Source organism: Streptomyces sp. NPDC045022 (assembly GCF_056432605.1).
In genome coordinates this window covers 103,458-130,000 of the sequence record NZ_JBWKIR010000006.1, presented here as the reverse complement: position 1 = coordinate 130,000, position 26,543 = coordinate 103,458, and the positions used below count along the sequence as shown (strand labels likewise).

21 protein-coding genes are annotated in these 26,543 nt (G+C 72.9%); 14 read left to right on the top strand and 7 right to left on the bottom strand.

The features are described from left to right. Positions 1-138: 138 nt before the first annotated feature. Complete coding sequence (locus AC07C1_RS13525) at positions 139-1,311, top strand: acyltransferase family protein (RefSeq protein ID WP_478938833.1); 1,173 nt, start codon at positions 139-141, stop codon at positions 1,309-1,311. Positions 1,312-1,535: 224 nt separating this feature from the next. Continuing rightward, a complete protein-coding gene (locus AC07C1_RS13520) occupies positions 1,536-2,015 on the top strand; it encodes an SRPBCC family protein (RefSeq protein WP_478938832.1) in 480 nt (159 codons plus the stop codon). A 407-nt stretch (positions 2,016-2,422) separates the two neighbouring features. On the opposite strand, the gene AC07C1_RS13515 is transcribed toward AC07C1_RS13520, so the two are convergent. Then, the gene (locus AC07C1_RS13515) at positions 2,423-2,884 is read right to left on the bottom strand and encodes a MarR family winged helix-turn-helix transcriptional regulator (protein ID WP_478938831.1); all 462 of its coding nucleotides are present in this window, start codon (positions 2,882-2,884) and stop codon (positions 2,423-2,425) included. A gap of 298 nt (positions 2,885-3,182) precedes the next feature. On the opposite strand from AC07C1_RS13515, the gene AC07C1_RS13510 reads away from it, so the two are divergent. From AC07C1_RS13510 to AC07C1_RS13490, 5 genes are read left to right on the top strand one after another with little or no spacing between them, the layout of a single operon-like run. Further along, positions 3,183-4,076 carry an STAS domain-containing protein gene (locus AC07C1_RS13510; RefSeq protein ID WP_478938830.1) on the top strand — a complete coding sequence of 298 codons (894 nt, stop codon included), beginning with the start codon at positions 3,183-3,185 and terminating at the stop codon, positions 4,074-4,076. Further along, positions 4,073-4,453 carry an STAS domain-containing protein gene (locus AC07C1_RS13505; protein WP_478938829.1) on the top strand — a complete coding sequence of 127 codons (381 nt, stop codon included), beginning with the start codon at positions 4,073-4,075 and terminating at the stop codon, positions 4,451-4,453. The genes AC07C1_RS13510 and AC07C1_RS13505 overlap by 4 nt, the downstream gene beginning before the upstream one ends. Continuing rightward, on the top strand, positions 4,453-4,899 hold the full coding sequence (locus AC07C1_RS13500) for an ATP-binding protein (RefSeq protein WP_478939023.1): 447 nt from the start codon (positions 4,453-4,455) through the stop codon (positions 4,897-4,899). Before AC07C1_RS13505 ends, AC07C1_RS13500 begins: the two co-directional genes overlap by 1 nt. Then, a complete protein-coding gene (locus AC07C1_RS13495) occupies positions 4,896-5,957 on the top strand; it encodes an anti-sigma regulatory factor (RefSeq protein ID WP_478938828.1) in 1,062 nt (353 codons plus the stop codon). The genes AC07C1_RS13500 and AC07C1_RS13495 overlap by 4 nt, the downstream gene beginning before the upstream one ends. Further along, a complete protein-coding gene (locus AC07C1_RS13490; protein ID WP_478938827.1) occupies positions 5,941-7,620 on the top strand; it encodes a PP2C family protein-serine/threonine phosphatase in 1,680 nt (559 codons plus the stop codon). Before AC07C1_RS13495 ends, AC07C1_RS13490 begins: the two co-directional genes overlap by 17 nt. An 86-nt stretch (positions 7,621-7,706) precedes the next feature. Here AC07C1_RS13490 and AC07C1_RS13485 read toward each other — a convergent pair whose 3' ends face one another. Both AC07C1_RS13485 and AC07C1_RS13480 read right to left on the bottom strand, forming a co-directional pair. Then, on the bottom strand, positions 7,707-9,986 hold the full coding sequence (locus AC07C1_RS13485) for a catalase (RefSeq protein ID WP_478938826.1): 2,280 nt from the start codon (positions 9,984-9,986) through the stop codon (positions 7,707-7,709). 433 nt (positions 9,987-10,419) lie between these two features. After that, positions 10,420-11,883, bottom strand: a complete 1,464-nt coding sequence (locus AC07C1_RS13480) for an aminotransferase class I/II-fold pyridoxal phosphate-dependent enzyme (RefSeq protein ID WP_478938825.1) — start codon at positions 11,881-11,883, stop codon at positions 10,420-10,422. A gap of 142 nt (positions 11,884-12,025) precedes the next feature. On the opposite strand from AC07C1_RS13480, the gene AC07C1_RS13475 reads away from it, so the two are divergent. Continuing rightward, positions 12,026-13,219 carry an amidohydrolase gene (locus tag AC07C1_RS13475; protein WP_478938824.1) on the top strand — a complete coding sequence of 398 codons (1,194 nt, stop codon included), beginning with the start codon at positions 12,026-12,028 and terminating at the stop codon, positions 13,217-13,219. 72 nt (positions 13,220-13,291) lie between these two features. On the opposite strand, the gene AC07C1_RS13470 is transcribed toward AC07C1_RS13475, so the two are convergent. From AC07C1_RS13470 to AC07C1_RS13455, 4 genes are all read right to left on the bottom strand, one after another. Next, a complete protein-coding gene (locus AC07C1_RS13470) occupies positions 13,292-15,862 on the bottom strand; it encodes a discoidin domain-containing protein (protein WP_478938823.1) in 2,571 nt (856 codons plus the stop codon). Positions 15,863-15,973: 111 nt separating this feature from the next. After that, positions 15,974-16,789 carry an inositol monophosphatase family protein gene (locus AC07C1_RS13465; protein ID WP_478938822.1) on the bottom strand — a complete coding sequence of 272 codons (816 nt, stop codon included), beginning with the start codon at positions 16,787-16,789 and terminating at the stop codon, positions 15,974-15,976. Positions 16,790-16,882: 93 nt separating this feature from the next. Next, on the bottom strand, positions 16,883-18,667 hold the full coding sequence (locus tag AC07C1_RS13460) for an RICIN domain-containing protein (RefSeq protein WP_478938821.1): 1,785 nt from the start codon (positions 18,665-18,667) through the stop codon (positions 16,883-16,885). Positions 18,668-18,855: 188 nt separating this feature from the next. Continuing rightward, on the bottom strand, positions 18,856-20,043 hold the full coding sequence (locus AC07C1_RS13455; protein ID WP_478938820.1) for an FAD-dependent oxidoreductase: 1,188 nt from the start codon (positions 20,041-20,043) through the stop codon (positions 18,856-18,858). A gap of 385 nt (positions 20,044-20,428) precedes the next feature. Here AC07C1_RS13455 and AC07C1_RS13450 point away from each other — a divergent pair, with 385 nt between their 5' ends. From AC07C1_RS13450 to AC07C1_RS13425, 6 genes are all read left to right on the top strand, one after another. Beyond that, the gene (locus tag AC07C1_RS13450; RefSeq protein ID WP_478938819.1) at positions 20,429-21,436 is read left to right on the top strand and encodes a Ppx/GppA family phosphatase; all 1,008 of its coding nucleotides are present in this window, start codon (positions 20,429-20,431) and stop codon (positions 21,434-21,436) included. Between the two features lie 66 nt (positions 21,437-21,502). Continuing rightward, complete coding sequence (locus AC07C1_RS13445) at positions 21,503-22,471, top strand: ABC transporter substrate-binding protein (RefSeq protein ID WP_478938818.1); 969 nt, start codon at positions 21,503-21,505, stop codon at positions 22,469-22,471. Further along, positions 22,468-23,280 carry an ABC transporter permease gene (locus AC07C1_RS13440; RefSeq protein ID WP_478938817.1) on the top strand — a complete coding sequence of 271 codons (813 nt, stop codon included), beginning with the start codon at positions 22,468-22,470 and terminating at the stop codon, positions 23,278-23,280. Before AC07C1_RS13445 ends, AC07C1_RS13440 begins: the two co-directional genes overlap by 4 nt. Then, positions 23,277-24,173 carry an ABC transporter permease gene (locus tag AC07C1_RS13435; RefSeq protein ID WP_478938816.1) on the top strand — a complete coding sequence of 299 codons (897 nt, stop codon included), beginning with the start codon at positions 23,277-23,279 and terminating at the stop codon, positions 24,171-24,173. The genes AC07C1_RS13440 and AC07C1_RS13435 overlap by 4 nt, the downstream gene beginning before the upstream one ends. Then, entirely contained in the window at positions 24,170-25,777 is a 1,608-nt protein-coding gene (gene mdlC, locus AC07C1_RS13430) for a benzoylformate decarboxylase (RefSeq protein WP_478938815.1), read from the top strand. The genes AC07C1_RS13435 and mdlC overlap by 4 nt, the downstream gene beginning before the upstream one ends. Before the next feature lie 3 nt (positions 25,778-25,780). Further along, entirely contained in the window at positions 25,781-26,530 is a 750-nt protein-coding gene (locus AC07C1_RS13425; protein WP_478938814.1) for an ABC transporter ATP-binding protein, read from the top strand. Positions 26,531-26,543 lie beyond the last annotated feature (13 nt).

Sequence of the window (26,543 nt, the reverse complement as noted above, 5' to 3'; positions counted from 1 at the left end):
GGCCGTCCGTGGCATACGGGGGACTGGGTCGTTCGGCAGGAGTGTGATGTTTGCCAGGCGACGTGAGGGACCGGCGTGAACGGGCAACGTTCCCCCTCATGCCCCACGTGAACCGAACCCCCTGCGGCAGGTGATCGGATGACCACGGCGACGCCCCGGGCGCTCCGGACGCCGCCCACGAGAGCCGGCGAGCGGACCGCCGGGTTCTCCCCATCCGCCGCCATGCCCTCCTTGCCGTCCCTCACCGGGCTGCGGTGGATGGCGGCACTGCTGGTGTTCGGACTGCACGTGAACAACTTCGGCTACTTCGGAGGCACCGGCGGCCGCGTGGTGTCCTGGGGATTCGGTGCCGGTGCCACCGGAGTGTCGTTCTTCTTCGTGCTGTCCGGATTCGTGCTGACCTGGTCGGCGCGGCCCGGCGACCGCGCGGTCGCCTTCTGGCGTCGGCGCGTCGCGCGTGTCTACCCGGTGCACCTGGCCACCCTGGCCGTGGCCCTGCTCATGGCGTACACGCCGGTGCACCAGCCGCGGCCGACGCTGAAGCAGGCGGCGGCCAACGGGCTGCTGCTGCACTCCTGGTGGCACCCGTGGTGGCAGACGCTCAACCCGGTCAGCTGGTCCCTAACCTGTGAGGCGTTCTTCTACGCGGCCTTCCCGCTGCTGATCCTGCTGCTGCGCCGGCTCGGCCCGCGCGGGTCGACCGCGCTGGGCGGGCTGTCGGCGGCGGCGGTCCTGGTGCTGGCCTGGACGGACGCCCACCACTGGTGGACCTACACGCTGTACTCGTTGCCGGCCGCCCGGCTGCCCGAGTTCGTGCTCGGCGCGGTCACCGCGCGATTGCTGCTGCTCGGCCGGTGGCGCGGGCCCGGTCTCGAGGCCTCGCTCGCCCTGGCGCTCATCGGCTACTTCTTCGTCCCGCAGGTCACGCCCGGCTACACCGCCACCCTCTGCACCCTCATCGGGTTCACGCTGCTCATTCCGGCGGCGGCCGTCGCGGACCTGCACGGGCTGCCCTCGCTGTGGCGGCACCGACGGCTCGTGCGGCTGGGGGAGCTGTCGTTCGCCTTCTACATGATCCACTTGCTGGTGCTGCGCGCCGCGACCCTTCTGCTGGGTACGAAGCCGCACTTCGGCGTCCTGGCGGGGCTGGCCGTCACGACGGCCGTGTTCGTCGTGTCGCTCGCGCTGTCGTGGGTGTTGTACGAGGCGGTGGAGTGCCCGGCGCGACGGCTGCTGCTGCGGCCGCGCCGGTCGTCCTCCCCGGCGCCGGAGCCGGCCCGTTCCGAGGCCCCGGCCGAGGCGCGGGACTGAGCCGGGCCGGACGGACCCGGGGACACGTCGGCGCGGGTCCGCCGCCGACCGGGACGGGATGGTGTGCGTTCTGCGCTGGGGAAGCGTCAGGAACCGGCCGGGTCCACGCTGTTCGGCGAGCCGTTTCCGTGGAGGGGCTCGTTTCCTCGCCCGGCCCAGGCATATCCCGCGCTCAGACAGGAACCCGGTCCTCTCACGCAGTCGACGAACGAGAGGGATCACTCATGTCTCAGGTCGAGGAATCCGTGCGGGTCGAGGTGCCGGTGCACACCGCCTACAACCAGTGGACCCAGTTCGAGACCTTCCCGGCGTTCATGGAAGGCGTCGAGCGCATCGAGCAGCGGACCGACACCCTCACGCACTGGGTGACCAACATCGGCGGAGTGCGGCGGGAGTTCGACGCCGCGATCACCGAGCAGCGGCCCGACGAGCGGGTCGCGTGGACCACGGTGGACGGGTCGGCGCGGCAGGCCGGTGTGGTCACCTTTCACCGCATCGACGACGCCACCACCAAGGTGATGCTCCAGCTCGACTTCGAGCCCGAGGGCGTGACCGAGACGGTCGGCGACAAGCTGGGCCTGGTCAAGCGGCGCGTCTCGGGGGATCTGCACCGGTTCAAGAAGTTCATCGAGGAGCGCGGCGGCCAGGAGACCGGGGCGTGGCGCGGCGAGGTCGGCGGCCCCGGCGGCAGCGACGTGTTCTGATCGGTCGCACTCCCGGGTGACGTCGGCAACAGCCAGGAGAGTCCGGCGTGATCCGGGGTAGACGGCTCCCCGACACCGGCCCGGCGGCGGAAGCCGCCGGGCCGACACCGCTTGACGCAACGAAGGAGCCGTTTCGACGTGCGTGGGAAAGAGACCGGGGCGTGCCGGCGGACGGACGCCGACCCGTCCACCGCCGATCCTCCGCGCCGGCGGCCGAGCGCCCACCCCTGGTACCGGCGGGCGCCTGCCCTCCGCCCGTACCGGTGGGCAGGCGCCCTTCGCGGGTACCCGCGGGCGGGCGCCCTTCACTCGCAGCGGCAGCCGGGGGCTCTTCCCTCGCACCGGCAGCCGGCCACGCACGCCCTACGCCGGTGGCCGCATGAGGTCAAGGTGGCGCGGGCCGTGGCTCAAGAGGTCTCCTGGCCCAGGATCCTGAGGGCCGCGGCGGAACAGAACGCCTCCAGTCCCTCCAGCAGCGCCTCCCTTTTCGCCGACGGCATGGCGGCCAGGACCGCCCGCACCTCACCCTCCCTGCGGGAGCGCAGGTCGGCGAGGAAGGAGCGGCCGCTGCCGCTGAGGCGCAGCCGTACCTCGCGCCGATCGGCGGCGCCGGGCTCGCGTTCGAGAAACCCGGTGGTCTCCAGCCGGTCGCACAGCCGGCTCGCGGACGGTGGTGCCGCGCCCAGGCTGTTGGCGAGCGTGCGCAGATTGATGCCGTCGTGCTGTTCCAGGACGAGGAGCACGCGTACCTGTGAGGTGGACGCGGGTGCCGTGGGGACGCGTCCCGACAGCAGTTCCAGCAGTTCCGCGGCGGTGGCGGTCACCCTGGCGGCCTCGTCGGACGGTGGACGGGTGCGGAAGGCGGCCACGGTCCCCCTTTCGCAGGCACTGAGGTCGTCAGGGTACTAGGTGGCGCCGCATCGCAGCGGGGCGCCGGTCCGGACGTCCGCGTCGGGCCCCTCGGCCACGCCCGTACCGTCCGGCCGTGAGTGCCCGGCCTCGGAGCCGGGCCCGCCGGCCGGGAGTGACCTGGTGTTCCCACGGTTGACGGCCGGGGAGCCCGCCGCGGGGTTTGGCCGGGCCGGAACCCGGCGGCTACTGTTGCCGGACGGCAATGATCGGCTCGGAGCCGGCCGACCGGCGGCGCCTGGCTGTACGAGAGGAGAGATGAGAGTGCCGGAGCAGGACGGGGCCGAATCGGCGCCGCAGGTGGTGAGTTCCTTCCTGGAGGGGCGCCGCGAACAGATCGCCCAGCGCTGGGCCGACGCCCAGCTGTTCCGTTCGGTCTTCACCGTCTCCCGCGACGAGTCGGTCGAGGCGAGCAAGGCCGTGGTGGACGCGCTGTCCGAAGTGGCGGTGAGCGGACGGCTGGAGGACACCAGGGCGTCCGGTTTCGGGCCGGTGCGCGACCAGTTGGGGCGGATGACCCAGACCCGGGCGCGCAACGGCTCCACGCCGGCCCAGATCGCCGACGAGGTGGCCCAACTGCGCACCCCCGTGGTCGAGTTGCTGCGCGAGGAGTTCGCCGATCCCGCTGCCCCGCAGGCCCAGGAGAGTGTGCTGGTGCTGACCCTGCTGATGGGCACGCTGCGCCTGGTGGTGATGGAGACGGCGCTGGACGCGACCTCTGACCTGATCGAGCGGCAGCGGCAGCAGCTGCTCGAAGTGGCCACCCCGGTCATCAAGCTGTGGGAGGGCACGGTCGCCGTACCGTTGATAGGGACCCTGGACAGCGCGCGCAGCCAGGGCGTCATGGAGTCGCTGCTGGAGGCCATCGTCGACCAGCGAGCCCGGTACGCCATTCTGGACATCACCGGTGTGCCCACGGTCGACTCGCTCGTCGCGCAGCATCTGATGAAGACGGTGGCGGCCGCGCGGCTGATGGGCGCCGAGTGCATCGTCTCCGGCATCCGCCCGGCCATCGCTCAGACGATCGTGCAGCTCGGCATCGATCTGGGCTCGGTGCTCACGCGTGCCTCGCTGGCCGACGCGCTGGCCTACGCGCTGAGCCGGCAGGGCATCGAGGTCTCCCGCGCGGACACGGGTGCGAGCGCCCGGTGAACCAGCCCACTCCCGGTCAGCCGACCCAGATCCCGGTGCTCGCCCTGGGCGACGTCCTTCTCGTCTCGCTGCAGGGCGAGCTGCACGACGGCATGGCCGAGCAGCTCCAGAACGACATCACCAGCCGCATCGCCTCCGACAGGGTGACCGGTGTGGTGATCGACATCTCCGGGGTGGACATCGTGGACTCGTTCCTCGGCCGGGTGCTCGCCGAGATCGCCTCCACGGCCCGGCTGCTGGCGGCGCGTACCGTGCTGGCCGGGATGCGGCCCGCCGTGGCGATCACCCTGGTCGAGCTGGGGCTGACCCTGCCCGGGCTGGTCACCGCCCTGGACGTCGACCGTGCCATGGAACTGCTGTCCCAGAGGGGGACATGATGCAGACGACCGGCCAGGCTTCCGCGACCAGCCTGCCCATCGGCTCGGACGCGGATCTGGCCTGGGTCCGGCAGCAGGTGCGGCAGTGCGCGGCGCAGCTCGGTTTCGGCCTGGTCCAGCAGACGAAGCTGGTCACGGCGGCGAGCGAGCTGGCCCGCAACACCCTGGTGTACGGCGGCGGCGGGCGGGCGGAGATCACTCCGCTGGACAACGGCCGTACCCGGGGCCTGCGGATGTGCTTCATCGACAGCGGTCCGGGCATCCGCGACCTGGAGCTGGCCATGACGGACGGCTACACCACCGGGGGCGGCCTCGGGCTGGGGCTGAGCGGCGCGAAGCGGCTGGTGTACGAGTTCAGCGTGGACACCGAGCCGGGCCGGGGTACGACCGTCACGGCCGTCGCCTGGGTGGCGCAGGTGCCCTCCTCGCGTACGGGGGCCGGATGAGCCGGGTGTGGGAGGTCCCGGTGCACGATTCCACGCGGGTCCGGGACGCCCGGATGGCCGCGCGGGAGGCGTGCGCTCACGCGGGACTGGTGGCGCCGCGTACGGCGGTGGCGGAGCTGGTCGCCACCGAGCTGGCCACCAACCTGCTCAAGTACGCGGGCGGGGGCCTCATGGTGGTGAACCTGGTCGTGCCGCCGGCGGGTGGCGCGGGTACGTCCGTGCAGCTCTTCTCGCTCGATCACGGGCCGGGCATCGCCGATGTGGCCGCCGCGCTGCGGGACGGCTACACCACCGCGGACGTCTCCCTCGGCGCGGGCCTGGGCAGTTGCCTGCGGAGCGCGAACGCCTTCCGTCTGTACAGCGGGCCGGGCCGGGGGACGGTGGCGACGGCCCGGATCGACCCGGAGCCCGGCGGGCGCGGGACACCGGCGGGCGACGTGCCCGCGGGCGGGATCACCGTCGCCCTCGCGCAGGCCGAGCAGTGCGGGGACGCCTGGAGCTGGGTGCGCTCCGGCGGGCTGCTGACGCTGCTGCTCGCCGACGGCCTCGGGCACGGCCCCAAGGCCGCGCACGCGGCCGGCGCCGCGCTGGCGGAGCTGCGCCGCGCCGCGCATCTGCCGCCCCCGGAGATCCTGCGCCGGCTGCACACGGCGCTGCGGCCCACCCGGGGCGCGGCGGTCTCCGTGGCCCAGCTGGACACGGGCCGGGCGGAACTCAGCTTCGCCGGGGTCGGCAACGTCGGCGCCCGGTTGTGCACCGGGGGCACCTGGACGTCCCTCGTCTCCCACCCGGGGATCGTCGGGGCGTACTTCCCGGCGCACGTCCCCCTGCGCAGGATGCCGTGGCGCCGGGACAGTCTGCTCGTCCTGCACAGTGACGGACTGCCCAGCCGCTGGACCCCGCCGGAGGACCCCCAGCTGCTCGGCCACGATCCGTCGGTGGTGGCCGCGACGATCCTGCGTGACGCCGGCAGCCCCGCCCGCCCCGTACGCGACGACACCAGCGTGGCCGTACTGGCCCCCGACCGCCGGACCAGCGCCCATGACAGCCGCCTCTGACACCTGGACCATCGCCTCCGCCGCCGACGCGGTCCGCGCCCGTGCCCTGCTGGCGCGGCTCGCGGCGGACGCCGGCGTGCCCGCGCTCGACCGTGCCCGCTTCCTGACCGCGCTCGGCGCCCGGTTGCGCCGCGGCCTGGACACGGCGGGCAGCACGGCACTGACCCTGACCGCCCACCCGGACGGGGAACTGGACATCCGCCTGGCCGGGCCCGAGCCGTGGCGGCACACGCTGGTCTGCCCCTCCCCCGTGTCCGGCCCGCTGCCCGATCCTGCCGGCCTGGACGACGCCCGGCTGGCCGAGGCGCTGCTGGCCGCCGACGAGGACGCGGCCGCCGTCCTGGCGAGCCTGGAAGAGACGGAGGAACTGGTCCGCTTCCACCGGGAGGAGCTGCACCAGACCAACCAGGGCGTGCTGGCGCTGCACGGCGAGCTGGAGGCCGCCGCGGTGGCACAGCGCGAACTCCTCGACGCCGAGCGGGCCGCGCGCGCGGAGGCCGAGAACGCCCGGCGGCTGCTGACCTTCCTGGCCAATGCCAGCGCCGCCCTCAACGCCTCCCTCGACCACGAGGACATCCTGCGCCGGCTGCCCGAGCTGCTGGTCCCGGAGTACGCCCGGCACGTGGACATCTGGCTGGTGGACGACGAACGGACACCGCCGGGCGGTCGGGCGGCGGCCACGGTGACGGCGGCACGCACCGGCCGCCCCCAGCACGCCGGCCCGCACCCCGGTGAACTTCCGGGGGTGGACGACCTGCCGGCCTCCGCGCTGTCCCCGGACCGGCCGCTGCTGTGCCTGCCGCTCGGCGCCCGCACCGTGCAGGGTGTGCTGACGCTGGCCGCGCCCGGAGACCGCTTCGATCCGGACACCACCGTGATGCTGCTGGAGGTGGCCCGGCGGGCGGGCATCGCGCTCGACAACGCCCGCCGGTACGAGCAGCACCGGAACGTCGCCGAGGCCCTGCAACGGGCCCAGCTCACCGACCTGCCCGCCACCCCGGGCCTCGCGCTGGCCGCCCGCTATCTGCCGGCCACGCATGGCCTGAACATCGGTGGCGACTGGTACGACGCCTTCCCACAGCCGGACGGCAGTGTGCTGGCGGTGATAGGGGACGTCACCGGGCACGGACTGCGGGCCGCGGTGATCATGGGGCAGCTGCGCACCGCCCTGCGCGCGTACGCCGTCGAGGGCAACGGACCCGCCCGGATCCTGACCCTGCTGCACCGAATGCTGCGGCACCAGCAACCCGAGTTGTACGCGACCTGCGCGATCGCCCGGTTCACGCCCGGTGCGCCCGGTGTGGTCCTGGCCGCCGCCGGGCATCCGCCCGCCCTCACCCGGGGGCCGGGGGGAGAGGTACGGGTGCTGGAGGCCAAACCGGGGATCATGCTGGGCGTGCCGGTGCCCTACGAGTACGAGGAGCACACCGTCGAACTGCCGGTGGGCTCCACACTCGCGCTCTACACCGACGGTCTGGTGGAGCGGCGGTCGGCCGGGATCGACGCGGGCATCGACCGGCTCGCGGAGGCCATCGGGGCGCTGGGCGGGGCGGATCTGGAGGGCCTGGACACGGCGGCCGACTCATTGCTGAAGCCGATGCTGCACGACTCCGAACACGACGACGACATCTGCCTGTTGCTCTGCCGCACCACCACGTCCTGAACAGCCGTGGGCCGGCTCCTCTCCGAGAGCAGCCGGCGCACGGCTCTTGTCACTGGCTGGAGCAGTGGTTGCCCCCGCCGTGTCGGTCAGGCGGCGGACGGGAAGCGTTCCCAGACCCGGTGGGCGCCGAGCAGTTGGGTGAGTTCCTGCAGTACGCCCGTGGCGCCGTCGCCCGCGACCACACCCGGGGCGTCGAGCGGGATGCCGGCCGCCTCCAGCGTGGCCTCGCCGCCCTTGGCCGCGCCGATGGCCTTGCCGTGCCGGAACGCCTCCGCCAGCAGCAGTCCGACCCGGGGGTCGGGGGTGGCCTGCTGGGTCGCGGGCAGGCCGGCCTTGGCGTCGCGGGCGCCGTAGGCGTCGGCGCCGACCCCGGGCGTGCCGGCCACCAGCAGGGCGTCGAACTCGACGGAGCGTGCGGTGGCGTAGGTCCGCTGGACGGTCAGGGCGTCCGGGCCGGCGCCGAGGGTGCCGCCGGCCGGTGCGACGATGAGCGGGACCATGCCGCTGTCCAGCACCTCCTGGCGCACGGCCCGTACGCCGTCGAGGTCGCCGTCGGGGCCGGTGACGATGCCGATGATCCGGCCGTCGGTGGGCCAGGTGTGGCCGACCTGGGAGAGAGCGGGGCTCGGCTCGACGTCGGCCAGGGGCACGGTGGGTTCGGGGGCGGGCAGGCCGAGGCCGGCCGCGACGCCCGCGCACAGCTCGGGGTCGACGTTGGCCAGCACCTGCAACGCCCGTTCCCGGATGGCCTGTTCGTAGCACTTGGCGAGTTCGAAGGTGTAGGCGCCGATGATGTGCTCGCGTTCCACCGGGCTCATGCTGAGCCAGAAGCGGCGCGGCTGGCTGAAGTGGTCGTCGAAGGACTCCGGCGCCTCGCGGACCTTGGTCGCCTCCGGGACCCGGACGGGGGTCTCGATGTACGCCCCCACATCCGCGCCGGCCGTGAACGGGCAGCCACCGTCGAGGGAGTTGGGGCGGTAGGGGGCCACGCCCCGGTGCACCGCCGTCTGGTGCATGCCGTCGCGCAGCATGTCGTTGACCGGGGCCTGCGGCCGGTTGATGGGCAGCTGCGGGAAGTTGGGGCCGCCCAGGCGGGTGATCTGCGTGTCCAGGTAGGAGAAGAGCCGGCCGGCCAGCAGCGGGTCGTCGGTGATGTCGATGCCGGGGACGAGATGGCCGACGTGGAAGGCGACCTGTTCGGTCTCGGCGAAGAAGTTCGACGGGTTGCGGTTCAGGGTGAGCAGCCCGATGGGCTGCACGGGCGCGAGTTCCTCGGGGACGATGTTCGTCGGGTCCAGCAGGTCGATGCCCTCGAAGGTCTGGTCGGGGGTGTCGGGGAAGGTCTGGATGCCGAACTCCCACTCCGGGTAGGCGCCCGCCTCGATGGCGTCGGCGAGGTCCCGGCGGTGGAAGTCCGGGTCGACGCCGTTGGCGATCTGCGCCTCCTCCCACACCAGCGAGTGCACGCCCAGCTTCGGCTTCCAGTGGAACTTCACCAGGGTCGTCTCGCCGGCGGCGTTGACCAGGCGGAAGGTGTGGACGCCGAAGCCCTCCATCGTGCGGTACGAGCGCGGGATGCCCCGGTCGGACATGTTCCAGAGGGTGTGGTGGGTGGCCTCGGTGTGCAGGGTGACGAAGTCCCAGAAGGTGTCGTGAGCGCTCTGGGCCTGCGGGATCTCCCGGTCCGGGTGCGGTTTGCCGGCGTGGATGACGTCCGGGAACTTGATCGCGTCCTGGATGAAGAACACCGGGATGTTGTTGCCGACCAGGTCGAAGACGCCCTCGCTGGTGTAGAACTTCGTCGCGAAGCCCCGGGTGTCGCGGACGGTGTCGGAGGAGCCGCGGGAGCCCAGCACGGTGGAGAAGCGCACGAAGACGGGTGTCTCGACGTCCTCGGCGAGGAAGGCCGCCTTCGTCACGCCGGCCGCCGTGCCGTAGCTGCGGAACACACCGTGCGCTCCGGCGCCGCGGGCGTGGACCACGCGCTCGGGAATGCGTTCGTGGTCGAAGTGCATGACCTTTTCCCGCAGATGGTGGTCCTGCAGGAGCACCGGGCCGCGGGGACCCGCCTTGAGCGAGTGGTCGGTGTCGTGGAGCCGGGTGCCCTGGGCGTTGGTGAGATAACTGCCGCTCTGCGCCATCCGTGCCTGGTCGGCGCCGGTGGGCTGCCCGGTGGGCGAGACGGTGTCGGGGCCGCTCTGGTCGGGCTTCGGGGGCAGCGGCTCCCGGGCCTCGGTCGGCTCGGCGACCGACGGCGACGCGGGGCCCGGCTTTCCGGGGATGCCGTCCTCCGGTCCGGTGTGCTCACCCTTGAGGGCGTCCGCCACCTTGTCCGCCGCTCGCCTGAGAGGGTTGGTCTCGCTCATCAATACCCTTCCTTCGCTGGTCATCGGGGCGGGCGGGCCCGGCCCGGGCCGGATGCGGGATCCGACGCGCGGCGGCCTCGCCCGGGGCATGCAGCCGACGGCTTGAACACATCACATCAGGGAGAAATACGCTGAAAGGGGTCGACGCGGCCCTCGTACGGAGGTCCCCGGGCCGGGGCGTCCGAAACCGGGAATCACGGGGATTTCCCGGTCGGGGTGAAGTCGGGCCGTCTCATAGCGCGTTGCCGGGACAGCAGGCCCGCCGGACACACTGATCCGGACCCGGAGACCACCGGACAGGGCCAAGGGCCCCCTGCCGAGGGTGACTTCGCCAGAGGGGCCGGCTTCTTGACCCGGGGCGGGCAGGCACCGGGCCGCCCGCACACGCCACCCTAAGCGCCGGCCCCCATCCGCGCAGTTCGGGACAGGACGATCATGGACGGGCCACGACCCGCACGGTCTTCAGGGACGGGTCCGCGGCGCCGGCGATCAGGAAGCCGTGCTCGACACCGCTGCGCAGGTAGTCGATGATCTCCGCCGTGATCACCTCGCCCGGCGCCACGACCGGCGCGCCCGGCGGATAGGGGCAGATCATCTCGGCGGCGATCCGCCCGGCGGCCCGTTCGGCGGGCACCTGTTCGGCGGGCCCGAAGAAGGCGTCGCGGGGCAGGACCGCCTGCTCCAGTTCGAGCGCGCGGGGCTCGGGCAACCGGACGGCGGACTGCCGTTCGATGGAGTCGGCGCGTTCCACGAGCGAGCGCACGGACTCCACGAGGAGCTTCTCGGTCTCGTCGTCGTCGGAGTGGGTGATGGAGGCGCTGATCCGGCAGGTGTCGGAGCCGCCCACGTCGATGTGGCAGTTGGCCCGCAGCCACTCGGCCGCCTGCATGCCGCTGACGCCGAGACCGCGTACGTCGACGACGATCTTCAGCGGGTCGAACTCGGCGGCCAGCCCCTCCTCGATGATCTCCCCGCCCATCACCCGCAGCCCCGGCAGCTCCCGCAGCTGGGCCCGGACGCGTTCGGCCCGGTGCAGGGCCGCGTCCAGGAGCGCGTGCCCCTGCTCCACCATCTGCCGCCGCCAGCCGTCCAGGGACGCGTACACGAGGCTGGAGGCGCTGGTGGTGCCGAGCAGGTCCTCGCGCTGCTTGAGCACGTCGGGTGAGACCCGGTCGTGCTGGAGGTGGAAGACCGAACTCTGTTCGACGGCGCCGCCCATCTTGTGGACGCTGGTGACGACCAGGTCGGCGTCCGCGTCCATGCCCCAGGCGGGCAGCCCCGGATGGAAGGGCAGATGGGCGCCCCACGCCTCGTCCACGATGAGCGGCACGTCGAAGGAGTGGCAGGCGTCGGCCACCGCGCGGATGTCGGCGCAGGTGCCCCAGTCGGTGGGCGTGATGAGCAGCATGCCCTTGGCGTCCCGGTGCTCCCGCAGCCGGTCGCGCACGTCGTCGGGCTCGGGCGGATGGGCCATGTGCCGTTCGGCGTCGAACTTGGGGTGCACCCAGATCGGCTCCACGCCGTTGATGATGACGGCCGCGATGACCGACTTGTGCGCGTTGCGGGAGAGCAGCAGCTTCTCCCCCGGGCCGGCGACCGAGCACATCGCGGTCTTCACCGAGAGGGAGCTGCCGCAGGTCGAGAAGAACGCGTGCTCGGCGCCGACGGCGTCCGCCATCAGCTCCTGCGCCTGCTCCAGCACCCCCTGCGACTGACGGCGGTCGTCCAGCCCGTTCAGGGTGAGCACATCCGAGCGGAACACGTCCAGGCCGAGGATCTCGGCGACCCGGGGGTCGGTACCGCGGCCTTGTTTGTGCCCGGGCGGCCCGTACGCCACGTCACCTCGTCGCCGGAACTCCTGCAGGGCCTCCAGGACGGGTACGCGTGAGTGGTCCATTGCTGTCCTCCTGAGCCGGTCGGTGCCGCACCGACCGTGTTGCACCTGCCGCGCACTCCAAACACGCGAGCCGGTGTCGGGAGCCCGTCCGGGTGGAACCCGGTCCGGCACGGAAGGAACCCGCCGAGCCGCAGGAGGCCTCGTGTCGCAGCACCGCCTTGTCCGAAAGGAGGTCGCGCGGCGCGCCGACGCGTTGTGGGCCGTGGCCTGTGCCCTGCACGCAGACCCGGAGACCGCGTTCACCGAACACCGGGCGGCGGCGCTGCTCTCCGGCGAGCTGGAGCGCGCGGGTTTCGAGGTGCGGCGGGAGACGGCCGGCCTGCCCACGGCGTTCACGGCCCGCGCGGGCCGGGGGCGGCCCGTCGTCGCTTTTCCCCTGGAGTACGACGCCCTGCCCGGCCTGGGGCACGCCTGCGGGCACAACCTGATCGCGGCGGCGGGGCTGGGGGCCGCCCTGGTCACGAAGGCCGTGCTGGACGGAAGCGAGGGAACGGTGCTGGCGGTGGGGACGCCCGCCGAGGAGGGCGGCGGCGGCAAGGCTCTGGAGGTGGAGGCCGGGGTCTTCGACGACGTGGACGCCGCCCTGATGTTCCACCCCGGGGTGTACGACTGGGTACGGGCGCCGCTGACCGCGCAGGAGCAGTACCGGGTCGGATTCCGGGGCCGGGCCGCACATCCGACGGGCAATCCGACCGAGGGCGTCGACGCGCTCGCGGCGCTGATCGAGCTGTTCAACGTGCTGTCGGCACTCGGCCGGCGGCTGCCGCAGGGGTCCCACGTCCAGGGCATCATCAGCCACGGCGGCACGGCCACGAACATCGTGCCCGAGTACGCCGAGGGCCGCTTCGGACTGCGGGCGCTCACCACCGGCGCCCTGGACGACCTCGCCGCTCAGCTGCGCACGGCCGCCGAGGGCGTCGCCCGGGCGACCGGCACGACCGTCACGATGGACCGCGCGAGCGTGCGGTACGAGCACTTCCGCGACAGCGAGGTGCTCTCCGAGCGGTTCGCCGGGCATCTGGACCGGGCCGGCATCACGCTCACCCCGCCCGCTCCGGGCGTCTATCTGGGCTCGTCCGACATCGGCAACGTCAGCGGCCGGGTGCCCGCCATCCACCCTTTTGTCGCAATCATGGGTGCGGACGGATCCGATCACACACCGGAGTTCGCCGAGGCGGCGGCCTCGGAGCGTGGCCGCCGTGTCCTCCTGGCCGTCGTGGAAGCGCTGGCCTGCACGGCCGTGGACGTGCTGCGGGGCGCGGACCTGCGCCACCGGGCGTGGGAGGACCTGCGCCGCGCCGAAGGGTCGTCGGCATCGCCCCCGCGGCCCCGGTGACGGTACGCGCTGTGCGGTTGGCGAACAGGGTCCCCGGGAGGGAGCGTGCTCCGTCCCGGGGACACGGGCCGGTCACGGGAAGGACGTCACCTTGGAGGGGACGGTGCTGGTCCCCGAGGTGGGTGCGCCGGTGCTGTTGACGACGTGGGCGTACTGGCCCATGCCACCGAGGGAGATCACCTGCAGGTCGTGCATCTTGATGCCGGAGCCCGTGGGCACCTGGAAGCCGTGGGCCTGGACGATCGACGGATCGGCCGTGTAGTTGCAGTAGCTGCCCAGGCCCCATGCCTCGTGGTCGGTGACGGTGTCGGCGACCTTGTAGGCCGCGTAGCCGACGATGCCGTCGTGGGTGATGGCGGCGGCGTTCGGGGCGTCGTACGCCTTCTCGTTCTGGAAGAAGATCGTCCGGCCGCGTTCTCCGTTCCAGTACACGTCGTACTTGTTGAAGTGTTCGACGAACAGGCCGGTGGCGAGGACGTCGTTGCCGTTCACGCGCAGTCCGTAGTCGGCGCGGTTGGTGTCCCAGCCGACGCCGCTGCCGTGGTCGGCGCGCCAGAGCCAGGTGTGGTCGATGATGACGTTGTTGCTGTTGACCACCACCGAGTTGGTGGCGAGGCCGGGGCCCGCGCCGCCGACGCGGATGAAGACGTCCTGCATGGTGGTGGGGTTGGCGGAGTGGTCGGCGCCGGCTCCGGGGGTACCGATGCGCAGCAGGGTGTCGGAGTTGACCCGGCCCGCGTCGATGAGGAACCCGGCGAGCTTCACGCCGTCGACGTCGGCCACGTGCATGGCGTCGACGCCGTTGTCCGGGACCAGGGTGGCGAGGCCGAGGCCGAGGACGACGGTGTCGGCGCGGGTGACGTCGATGGTCTGGTCGAGGTGGTAGACACCGGGGGTGAAGAGGAGGTTGAGGCCCTGGGCGAGGGCGGCGTTGATGGTGGCCGCGGTCGCGCCCGGCTTCACGACGTAGAACTGGTCGAGCGGGAGGGACGTGCCCGCGTTCGCCGGCCAGGAGACACCTCGGGCGCCGGTGCGCTCGGCCGGGACGAACACCTTGTAGGTGGAGCCGTCCAGGTAGAGGAAGGGCTTCTCGCGGGAGACGGGAGTGGTGTCCAGCGTGGTGTACGGGCCGCTGTCGAAGTTGGTGGCCGGGGCGCCCTGGACTCCGGAGAAGGCCATGTTCCACACGCCGTTGGTCCAGCCGCCGACCGAGCTGTCGCGGGTGTACCACTGCTGCTGGGAGTAGGGTCCGACGGTGCCGTCGATCTTCGAGTCCGCGATGTAGCCGCCGGAGGCCCAGCCGTAGCCGTTCGGGGCGAGGTTGAGGCCGCCCTGGACGTGGATGCGGCGGAAGGGGGCAGCCTGGGCCACCGCCCAGCGGCCGGTGCCGTTGGACGGCTTGATGGCGAGGTTCTCCGCCGAACGCCAGAAGTTCTGGGTGGCGTTGCCGTTGGACCAGCCCGCGTCGACGGTGACGTCGCCGTTGATCTGGGTGTCGTCGGGGTTCAGGCCGAGGCCGGAGATCGAGGTGTAGAAGCCGATCTGGGCGTTGATGCCGTTGTAGGTGCCCGGCTTGAGCAGGAACTGGTAGCGGCCGGTGCCGAACTGGCTCGACTCCTGCTGGGCGAAGACGTCGTCGAACTTCTGCTGCAGGTTCGGGGTGGAGGGGTCGACGACGATGACGTTCGGGCCGAGGTCGCCGCCGCCCTGGACGGGCGGGACGCCGGTGGAGCCGGTGTGCACGGCGACCTCCCACAGGGAGTAGCCGTAGCCGGTGCCGCGCGCGGTGGCGTAGATCCGGACGTACCGGCCGGAGCCGCTGACTTCGTACGACGCCGTGCCGCCGGTCGCGCCGGTGACGCTCTTCAGGGTGCTCCAGCTCTGCCCGTCGGAGGAGGCCTGGATCTGGAAGTCCTTGCCGTACGCGGCCTCCCAGTTCAGGTCCACCTTGCACAGCTCCTCGACGGAGCCGAGGTCGACCTGCAGCCACTGGGGGTCGGTGGCCTGGCTGGACCAGCGGGTCGAGGTGCTGCCGTCGAACGCGGCGGAGGCGGGGGTGCCGGCGTTCTCGGTGGAGGAGGCCGAAGCGGGCCTGCCCTGGGCCGAGTCGGCCGTACCGCAGGTGGGCCGGGTGCCGCTCGTGCTGCCGAACACCTGGAACTCCCAGAGGGAGTAGCCGTACTGGGTCGCGCGGTGCACACCGAGCAGGCGCACGTAGCGGCCCTGTCCGGACACGTCGAGCGTGTCGACGCCTCCGTCACCGCCGGTGACGGACCTCAGGTCGGTCCAGGTGGTGCCGTCCTTCGAGATCTGGACCTTGTAGTCCTTGCCGTAGGCGGCCTCCCAGTTCAGGACGACCTGGCTGACCGAGGCGGTGGCCCCGAGGTCGACCTGGATCCACTGGTCGTCGGTGGCGGCGGAGGACCAGCGGGTCCCGGTGTTCCCGTCGACGGCGCCGGCGGCTGCGGTGCCGTAGCTCTCCTGGGAGGACGCGGTGGCCGTCTTCCCCTGGGACAAGGGGGTTTCGGCCGCGGTGGCGGGTGCGTGGGTGAGGGGCAGGGCGATCAGCGCGGCCAGGGCGGCGAACGCGACTCCCAGAGGTCTCGGTCTCGTACGACGTTCGGTCGTCCGACGTGCTCTCATGCGGCGGCTCCATACGGCTTCTGGGGTCAAGGGGCTGACCCTCCGGCTTAGTTCATGTTTTGATTTAAGTGATGAACCAAGCGGTTCACAAGCCTTCGGAAGCCGAATGGTTCAACAGCGCCGACTCCCCTGGCTCTCGACCAGCTCCAGCAGCGCGGCATGTGTCTGCGCGTCGGCCGCGGCGATCAGCCCGCCCGCACCGGTGAGTACGGGCTCACCGTGCAGGCCGGTCACCGTGCAGCCCGCCGCCCGGCACAGCGCGATCCCGGCCGCGAAGTGCACGCTGTCGCGCAGGTCGCCGTCGGTCACATAGGCGGCCCTGCGCCCGGCGGCGACCCACGCGACGGCGAGGGTGCTGGAGACCACGCGGGGCCGGAACCGGTCGGCGAAGCCCGGGTCGGCCAGCAGGCGTGCGGCCTGGAAGCCGGGCGCGTTGGGGAACGGCGGGTCGAGGTTGACGTCCACCAGCGCGGACCGGGCCGAGGGCGTCAGTTCCTCGTCGGTGCCGTCCCGGCGGACCCGGGCCCGCGCGCCGTCGGTCCAGAACACCTCGCCGCTGAACGGGTCGGCCGTCGCCGCGGCCGTGACCTCCGCTCCCGTGCGCAGGGCGACGTTCACGCCGACGAGCATGGTGTGCACGGCGTAGTTGAGGGTGCCGCACAGCGGGTCGACCAGCCAGCTGCGCCGGGCGCCGGCGGCGCCGGTACGTCCGCTCTCCTCTCCTGTCACCGCGTCCTCGGGGCGGGCCTCGCGCAGGACGTCGAGGATGGCCCGTTCGGCGGCGAGGTCCGCCTCCGTCGCGAAGTCACCGGCGGACTTCTCATAGCGCGCGAGCCGCTTGCCGTACAGGTCACGCACCACGGCCGCGCCGGCCTGTGCCGCCGTCACGGCCAGCTGGGCGTCGGATTCCTCGTTGCTGATCGACATGGGCGCAGGATAGGCGGAAGCGGTCGGGCGATCGATGGAGTCGCGCCCGTGCCCGCACAGGCGGGAGTGCCTGCGCGGACCGGGTGTGGGCTGCTACGCCCCGGCCGGGGTGAGGGACAAGGTCTGTTCGGCCGCTGTTCGGCCGCCACCGACGGAACTTCCGCTCCGGTCCGTCCAGTTGCGCAGGGGCGTGGTCTCGGCGAGCCGGCCGGAGGTTCCGGTCAGGCCGAGCACGAGGCCGCTGTAACGGTTGACCAGGCGGTAGCCGCCGCCGGAGGAGGCCGGGATCAGGAACCACTGCTGTCCGACGGCGGGCCGGCCGGCCCGTGCCGCGTTGGCGGTGGGCCTGGCACCCCAGGCGCGGCCGGCGGTGCCGGTGGAGTCGACGCCCAGCAAGCGGCCGCTCGCGGCGTTGGCGACGGTGAGGGCGCCGTCGCCGGTCGGGGCGAAGATCCAGGCGTCACGGCCGGACCCGGTGGGCCTCGTGATCGAGGTGGTGGCGGAACCGCCGGACGCCTGGGCGAGGTACCGGCCCGCGCCACTGGCGATACGGTAGCGGCGGCCGGTGTCCACGGGCGGGGCGGCGGGCGTGGCGGCGCCGATGGTGATGTCGACGTACTCACCGGAGGCGTCGTGGGAGCAGCCGAAGGAGCAGTAGGAGCGGAACGTCCTGCCGACGATCGTGGAACTGGTGCGGTTGGCGCGGTCCAGGAACCAGCGGTACCAGGAGGCGTTGGTGTAGCCGCCGGTGTCGCCGAGGAGGTGCCACTTCTGGCCGGTCAGGTCGTCGGTGGCGTACAGGTACTGCGGTGAGTCGCCGCTCTGGTCGACGGCCTGGGGTTCGCCGATGTACAGGCCGAGATAGGCGTCGTAGGCGATGTTCATGACGAACAGCGGCGAGGTCGGGGGCATCTTCCCGGACGCGATCTGCTCGGCGGCGGTGCCGGTGCCGGCCGGGTCGTACTCGGCGGCGGCGGGGGTGTAGCCGGCGGGGTGACCGCTGTCGACCGGGACGATGTTGCTCTCCCGGCCGGCGGTGCCGGGCTGGGACCAGGCGCCGTCGTACCACTTGCGCCAGGAGCCGGGCGCCATCTTCGCGGCGATCGGGGCGCGCGCCACGTGCTCGTAGAACGCCTTCCAGCCGCCGCTCTTGTCGACGATCCGCGAGCCGTAATAGACGTAGAAGTATCCGGAGGCGGTGTCGACGAACAGGCGCTGGTCGCCGTCGCCGTAGGAGTACGTCTGGTTCGGGAAGGCCGCCGTGTCCCCCCGCTTCGTGCTGTACGGGGACGTGATCACGTGGTCCTTGATGGTCCAGGTGCGGCCCCGGTCGGTGGAGACGGCGTAGTCGACGGCGTCGTAGTGCAGTCCGTCGCCGAAGGGCCGCGGGGTGAACTCGTTGTGCACCAGCCCGTACCAGTCGCCGGTGTCGGGGTCGACCCACACCCCGGACAGGTCGCAGTAGTTCTTCTGCGCGTAGCCCGAGCCGCTCGGGGCGTACGTCGCCTCCCGGCCGGTGGGGCTGTTGTTGCAGCGCCAGGTGGTGTCGTCGTTGCGGTCGGCGGGGTCGGCCGGGTTCACCGCCTCGCTCAGCGTCTTGTCGTAGGTGGCGGTGTCGAAGTCCTCGCCGGTGTAGAAGTCCCAGACGCGCGGGTCCGTGGCGCCGTAGAGGGCGGCGGACTGCTGGTAGTGGAAGGTGCCGTCCCTGTCGACGTACGGGGTGGCGGGGGTGTCCGTGGGGTGGGCGAACGGTACCGGGGTCCCCACGGTCACGGTATAGGTGGTGTCGGTGGGAGGCACGGCCGACGCCGGGGACGCTGTGCCACCGCCCAGGACCAGGGCGGCGGTCGCGGCCATGGCGCCGCCTGCTCTGCTCAAGAGTCGCAACGTTGCTCCTTGTTGCCGAAGGTCCGGTTGCACGGAACGATCCGGCCCCGGCGGTTTCCCCGGCAATGGACTCCAGTGCCGCGCCTCTTGCACTTTCGCGAGCGGACGTGCGCCACCCGGGCGCTGACGTGTGCGGGAGGACGTCCCGTGCGAGGCGCGTCCGCGTGGGAACGTGAGGCTCAGTGCTTCTCGGGCGGGTCCGCGGGAAGCGGTGCGTCCCAGGCCAGTTGGCGGGTGAGTGCCTGGTCCGGTGCCACGGGGCGGGCCATGGCGGGAGCCGGGCGGGGTGACGGGGTGTGGCTGCCTCGGGAGATGCCGCCGCTGACGGTGATGTTGTGCTCCGCCCGCGGGCGACGGTGCCGCTCGTACGCGGTGAACGCGCTCTCGGAGTCGGGCAGATCGCGCAGTGCCTTGGCGAGGACGACGGCGTCCTCCAGCGCCATCGAGGCGCCCTGGCCGGTGGCCGGGGAGGCCGCGTGGGCCGCGTCACCGACGAGCAGGACGCGTCCGCACCGCCAGGTGGCGCCGAGGGGCAGCTCGGTGGCGTTGGTGACCGTGATCGCGTCACCGGCGGCGTCGACGAGGCCGGCGGCGGGTGTCGAGTCCGCGCGCAGCAGCGGCAGCAACTGCTCGCGCAGCGCGGCGGACGGCTCCGCGGGGGCGCCCGCGGGCAGCGAGTCCCCGCCGACGCGGGCGAACCAGTACGTCTCCCCTTCGGGCGACACCGCGTACCCGAAGGCGGCCTCGCTGCCCCGCACCATGGTGATGGCGCCGGTCGGTCCGGCCCCGGGTGCGGCGGGGGTGTAGCCGTAGAAGACGCGTTGGCCCGCGTACCGGGGCCGGACTCCGGGCGTGATGAGCCTGCGCACGGTCGAGTTCAGCCCGTCGGCGCCGATGAGCAGGTCGCCGGTGGCGCTGGTGCCGTCGGCGAAACGGGCGGTGACGCCGTCCGGGCCGTCCGTCACCGATTCCAGCCGGGCATCGTGACGCAGCGGGATGCCGCGGCGGGCCGCCTCGCCCTGCAGGGCCGCGTTCAGCTCGCCACGGCGCAGGCAGCGGTAGCGCAGGGCGGGATCGGTGGCCTCGCCGAGCGGCGCGTACGTCACCTCGGTGCCCTGGCTGTCGAGCAGCCGGAGGGAAGTCAGCGGAAAACCGATGGCGGTGACGGCGTCCGTGGCGTCGAGCTGCGCCAGCGCGCGCATGCCGTTGCTCGCCAGGGTCAGGAACGCGCCGATGTCCTCGGCCGTGTCGGGATGCGCCTCGAACACGGTGACGTCGTGGCCGGCCTTGTGCAGGCCCAGCGCGGTCGCGGTACCCGCGATGCCGCCGCCGATCACCAGTACCCTCGTCGCATCCGCTCCGGTCACGTGCCGCTCCCCGTGCTGACTGTGGTCATGACCATCTAAGAGCAGCGCGGGGCGAGCGGGGCCCGGAAGCGCCGAGATCCGGACACGCTCCGGCGGGAGTCGCGGGCGAGGTGGAAGGGGGCGCCGGGTGGAGGAACCGGGGTTCAGTGTGCTGCCGCCGGAGCCGGGGTGGAGGCGGTGTGCGGATGGTGCGCGGGTGGGCGGGTGGTGCGCGCGTACGCTGCCGCGCGACGGGCGCCCGCTGGACTCCGGTCCGTGCGTGTCGCGCCACCGGTCCGCGTCGGACTGCCGCGCGAACCGGTCCTGAGGCGGGCGCCGGGACTGCGTGCACCGGCGCGCCCCTCGTGCGAAGGGTCGTTGCCGGTGGAGTGGGTACCTCCCGGCCATGCGAGTGAGCGTGGTGGATGCGGGGTCGAACACGGTCCGGTTGGTGATCGCGGATGTGGAGGGCGGTGTTCCGCTGCCGGTGCACACCGTCAAGTGGAAGCTGCGCCTGTCCGAACATGTGGGCCCGGACGGCACCATCGCCGACGAGGCGGTGGAGTGTCTGGTCAAGGCGGTGGCCGCGGCGGGCGCCACGGCCCGCAGGTGGCATGCGGCGGGTCCGCTGGCCTTCGCGACCACGGTGGTCCGCGGCGCGCCCAACCGCCAGGACGTCCTGCAACGGGTCGCGTCCGGCACCGGAATCCGCATGTGCACCATGCCGGGTGAGACCGAGGCCGAACTGACCTTCCTGGCCGCCCGTCGCTGGCTGGGCTGGAACGCGGGGCCGCTCGCGCTGCTCGACATCGGTGGTGGCTCGCTGGAGGTGGCCTTCGGCAGGGGGCGGCTGCCCGACTTCGCCGCCTCCCTGCCGCTCGGCGCGAGCCGGCTGACCCGGGAGCACCTGGGCGTCCAGGATCCTCCCGGACCGGGCGAGCTGAAGGAGCTGCGCCGCCGGATCCGCCATGAACTGCGGGACGTGGCCTCGCGCATCCGCTGGGAGCTGCCGCGCACCGCCGCCGTCAGCTCCCGTACGTTCCAGCAGCTGGCCCGGCTGTGCGGGGCCGCGCCCGGGCGGTTCGGCCCGTTCGTGGAGCGCGAGTTGAGCTGCCGGGACCTGCGCGAGGCGGTGCACACCCTCGCCGCGCTGCCCGCCGCCGAGCGCGCCCAGCTGCCCGGGATCTCCGCGCCGCGGGCGGCACAGAGCCTGGCCGGTGCCGTGGTCGGGCACACGGCGCTCAAGCTCATGGGTCTGCGCCGGGCCGTGGTCTGCCCGTGGGCGATCCGCGAGGGTGTCCTGCTCCGCTACATCGAGGACGGCGCCGACTGGTGGACGGACGTCATCGGGACCACCGACTCCGCGACGCCACCGCCCTCGACGACCTTGCGCATCGCGACTCCGTCCGCCTAGCCCGGGACCGCTGAACCACCCTTCCGCGTGTAGCGATCATGACAAATGGAGGGTAGGCATGCCCGTATGGCTTTACGTCGATCACGATCGGGAACGAAACGGCTCGCCGCTCTCGTCGCCGCGGCGGCACTGGTCCTCGCGGGCTGCGACAGCGGTGGCACGTCCTCCGGCGACGGCGGACGGCAGCGGCTGACCGTGGCGGCGCTGCCGCTCACCGACTCGGCCGCCCTCTATCTCGCCCGGGACCGCGGGCTGTTCGCCAAGGAGGGTCTGGAGGTGCGCGTCCAGCCCGTGCAGCAGAGCATCCAGGCCCTGCCCGCGCTGCTCAAGGGCCAGGTGAACGTGATCGCGAGCGCGAACTACGTCACCTACTTCCAGGCGTACGAGAAGGGCACCCTCGACCTCCGTATCCTCGCCGAGGGCGTCCGCATCGCCCCGCACATGATGGACGTCCTCGTCGCCAAGGACTCGGCGCTCAGGACGCCCGCGGACCTCGCGGGCAAGAAGGTCGCCGTCGCCGTCCTGAACAACATCCAGTCCCTGACGCTGAACGCGATCCTCGACGCCGAGGGCGCCGGCCGCCCCGCATACCGGCAGATCCTCTTCCCGCAGATCGGCCCCGCCCTCGAGAAGGGACAGGTGGCCGCCGTGCACGCCGTCGAGCCCTTCAGTACCGCGATCCAGGGAGAGTTGGGCGCACGGGTGCTGCTGGACGGCGGTTCGGGACCGGCGCGCGGCCTGCCCGCGAGCGGGTACGTCACCACGCGCGCCTTCGTCGAGAAGTACCCGAAGGCCGCCGAGGGCTTCCGGCGCGCCATCGAGGCGGCCTCCAGGATCGCCGCCGAGGACCCGGGAGCCGTGCGCGCCGAGCTGCCGAAGTACACCAAGGTGACCGCGGACCAGGCCGAGGCGCTGCATCTGCCCGCCTATCCGGCGACCGCCGACGCCACACGGCTGCGCCGGCTCATCCGGCTCATGCACAGCCAGGGGCTGCTCCAGAAGGACATCGATCCCGCGCCCCTGCTGGTGAGATGACACGGCGTCAGGAAGCACTGCTCGGACTGCTGGGCGCGGTCCTGGCCTTCGGCGTCTGCGAGGCGGTCTCCCGGGCCGGGCTCGTACGGCGCGGCTATCTCCCGCCCGCCTCCGAAGTCCTCGCCCGGGCCGTACGGCTGGCGGGCGACCGGGCCTTCCTCGACGGGATCGGGGTCACGCTGCGGGCATGGGCGCTGGGCCTGGGCCTCGCCTGCGCGATCGCCGTACCGCTCGGACTCCTGTTGGGTACGGTGCCGGTCGCCGAGGCAGCCGTGCGCGCGGTCGTCGAGTTCCTGCGGCCCCTGCCGTCCGTCGCGCTGAGCCCGCTGGTGTCGCTGCTGCTCGGTTCGGGCACCGAGACCGAGGTGACGCTGATCGCGTACGCGTCCCTGTGGCCGGTGCTGTTCAACACCGTCTACGGCCTCGGCGAGACCGATCCGCTGGCCAGGGACACCCTGCGGGCGTTCGGCTTCGGGCGGCTCGCGGTGCTGCTGCGGGTGGAGTTGCCGGGCACCGCCCCGTTCATCGCGGCCGGGGTGCGGATCTCCGCCGGGGTCGCGCTCATCCTGGCCGTCGCGACCGAGATCCTCTCCGGTTTCGGTCAGGGGCTCGGCACCTTCATCGCGCAGGCCCAGACGGCCACGGACGGCACACGCGATGTTCTGGCCGGGGTGGTGTGGGCGGGGGTTCTGGGGCTGGTCGTCAACGGCGTGCTGGTCGGCGCGGAGCGACGGTTGTTCGTGTGGGCCCACGAGCCCGGAGGCCGGACGCGCCCGTCGGGGCGGCGTAGGCAGGGGAAGCGGGCATGAATCCGGAACCGGACGGCCGCTCCACCCGGCACGCCTCCGCCTCTCCCGGGGCCCTCCGGCGCCGCCCCCGCCCTGCCGGCTCCGGCCCCGGCGGTGCCGCGAGCCGCCCGCCCCGTACCGCCGTCCCCGTCCTGTTGCGCTGGTCCGTGTTCCTGCTCTGCGTCACCGCCTGGGAGGCGGCCGCCCGCGCGCGGGGCAGTGTGTACTTCCCGCCGCCGCTGCGCATTGTCCGCCACGCCCGCCACCTGTGGTTCTCGGGGCCCGCCGGCCATCTGTTCCTCACCCGGGCGGCCGTCGACACCATCCTGCCCAGCCTGGGCCGCATGGCGGCCGGGTTCGGCTTCGCCGCCGTCGCCGGGGTCGCCCTCGGGATCGCGGTGGGCCGCTCACGGCGGGCGTACGCGCTGTGCGACCCGGTGCTCCAGTTCGCCCGCGCCGTGCCGCCGCCCGCGCTGGTCCCGGTCTTCGTCGTCGTGTTCGACTTCGGCACACCCATGCAGGTGGCGTCGATCGTGTTCAGCGCCGTGTGGCCGGTACTGCTGAACACGGCGGAGGGCGCCCGTGCCACCGACCCGCTGCGGTTGCAGGTGGCCGCGGTGCTGCGGCTGACGTGGCCCGAGCGGCTGTGGTTCCTGATCCTGCCGTCGGCACTGCCCCGGATCTTCGCGGGGCTCCGGCTCAGCCTGTCGCTGTGCCTGATCCTCATGGTGTTCTCGGAGCTGCTGCCGGGCAGCGACAACGGCATCGGCTTCACACTCACCGACGCGCAGACGCGCTCCGACCTGCTCACCGTCTGGGCCGCGCTGCTGCTGCTCGGGGCACTGGGATTCCTGCTCAACACCGGTCTGCTGGCGGTCGAGAAACGGCTCGTCGGCCCAGGGAGGACGACATGACGACGGCCACGGTCCGGGTTGCGGTCGTACGGTTCCTGCGGGACACCGGCATGACGACGGTCTTCGGCAATCCGGGCTCCACGGAACTGCGGATGCTGCGCGACTGGCCGGACGACTTCACGTATGTGCTGGGCCTGCAGGAGTCCGTCGTCGTCGGCATGGCGGCCGGGCACGCGCTCGGCACCCGGCGCGCGGCCTTCGTCAGCCTGCACTCGGCCGGTGGGGTGGGGCATGCGCTCGGTGCCGTCTTCAACGCCTTCCGCGACCGGGTGCCGTTGGTGATCGTGGCGGGCCAGCAGGCGCGCTCGCTCGTCCAGTTGCGCCCGTTCCTGGGCGCCGACGACCCGGCGCTCTTCCCCCGCCCGTACGTGAAGGCCGCCCGTCAGCCGGAGCGGGCCGAGGACGTGCCGGCCGTGCTCGCCGAGGCGTACCGGATCGCGATGACACCTCCGCGCGGCCCGGTTTTCGTCTCCGTGCCCGAGGACGACTGGGACCGGCCCGCCCAGCCCGTCGCGCCCCGCGGCGTGCATACGGCGTTCACGGCCGGCCCGGAGGCGCTCGGCGCCCTCGCCGCCCGGCTGGAGAGCTGTGCGCGCCCGGCCCTCGTGGTCGGTCCGGGCGTGGACGACGAGGACGCGCTGGACGAGGTCCGGGTGCTGGCCGAGCGGATCCGCGCCGGGGTGTGGATCAGCCCGCTGTCCGGCCGCTCCGGGTTCCCGGAGTCGCACCCGCTGTTCCAGGGGTTCCTGCCGCCGGTCGCCGGGCAACTGGCCGCCCGCCTGGCCCCGTACGACGTGGTGGTGGCCCTCGGCACGCCCCTGTTCACCTACCACGTGGCCGACGACGGTCCGCTCCTGGCGCCGGGCACCGAGCTGTTCCATCTGGACTGTGATCCGGGCCAGGCCGCCTGGCTGCCCACCGGCACCAGTCTCGTCACCACTCTGCGGCCCGCCCTGACCCGGCTCACCGAGCTGCTGAGGGAATCGGACCGCGAGCCCCCGCCGCCCCGCCCCGCGCCTGCCGCCGTCCGCGCCGACGGGCACATCACCCCGGAGCTGTTCTTCGACCTGCTCCGCGCTCGGCTGCCGCGCGACCGGGTCCTCGTCGAGGAGGCGCCGAGTCACCGCGACACGCTGCACGCGCGCGTGCCCGTCGAGATGAGCGGCGGTTTCCTGACCACGGGCAGCGGGGCACTCGGCTGGGGCCTGCCCCTCGCGGTCGGCCGGGCGCTCGCCGACCGGCGCCGGGTGGTGTGCGTCGTCGGTGACGGCTCGGCGCTGTACTCGGTGCAGGCCCTGTGGAGCGCGGTCCGGCACGCGGCTCCGGTCACCTACGTGCTCCTCGACAACGGCGGTTACGCGGCCGTCCGCGCGCTGGGCCGCCGCATCGGCATCGCGCCCGTCCCCGGCACCGACATCACCGGCATCGACTTCGCGGCGCTCGCGGAGTCCCTCGGCTGCCCCGCGGCCCGCGCCGAACACCCCGGCGAGCTGCCGGCCGCCCTGAAGCACGCCCTGGGCCGCGGCGACGACGCCGGCCCCTTCCTGCTGCACCTGCGCGTCGCCGGCAGCGCGGGCACCCTGTACGAGCCCTGGGCCCGGTGAGCGATGCTCCGCCTCGACTCCGTGAGCCGGCGCTTCGGCGACCATCACGTCCTGGACCGCGTCAGCCTCACCGTCCCCGAGGGCCAGCTCCTGTCCGTGGTCGGGCCGTCCGGCTGCGGCAAGTCCACGCTGCTGCGCACCATCGCCGGGCTGCTGCCGGCGCAGGAGGGCACGGTCACGGTGGACGGCATCCCGGTGACGGGCGTGCCCGAGCGGCTCGCGGTTGTCTTCCAGGAGTACGGCCGCTCGCTGCTGCCCTGGCTCACCGTCCGGGACAACGTGGCCCTGCCGTTGCGACGCCGGGGCCTGGGCCGGGCCGCCCGCCGCGCCGAGGCCGAGACGATCCTGGAACGCGTCGGCCTGCCCGGGGTCGCCCGCTACCGGCCCCGGGAGCTGTCCGGCGGTATGCAGCAACGCGTCGCCATCGCCCGTGCCCTGGTCTGCCGCCCCGCCCTGCTGCTCATGGACGAGCCGTTCGGCTCCCTGGACGCCCGCAGCCGCGAGGACCTGGAGGACCTGCTGCTGGAGGTCCACCGCGCCGACGGCACGACCATCGTGTTCGTCACGCACGACATCGACGAGAGCGTGTACGTCGGTGACCGTGTCGTCGTCCTCTCCCCCGGTCCCGGCTCCCGCGTCGTCCGGGACCTGCCGGTCGACCTCCCGGGCGAGCGCGATCAGATCACCACGCGGAGTCTGCCCGGCTTCGTGGCGCTGCGCACGGAGGTCGGTCGGGTGGTGCGCGGCGGCTGAGTCACGCGCCGAT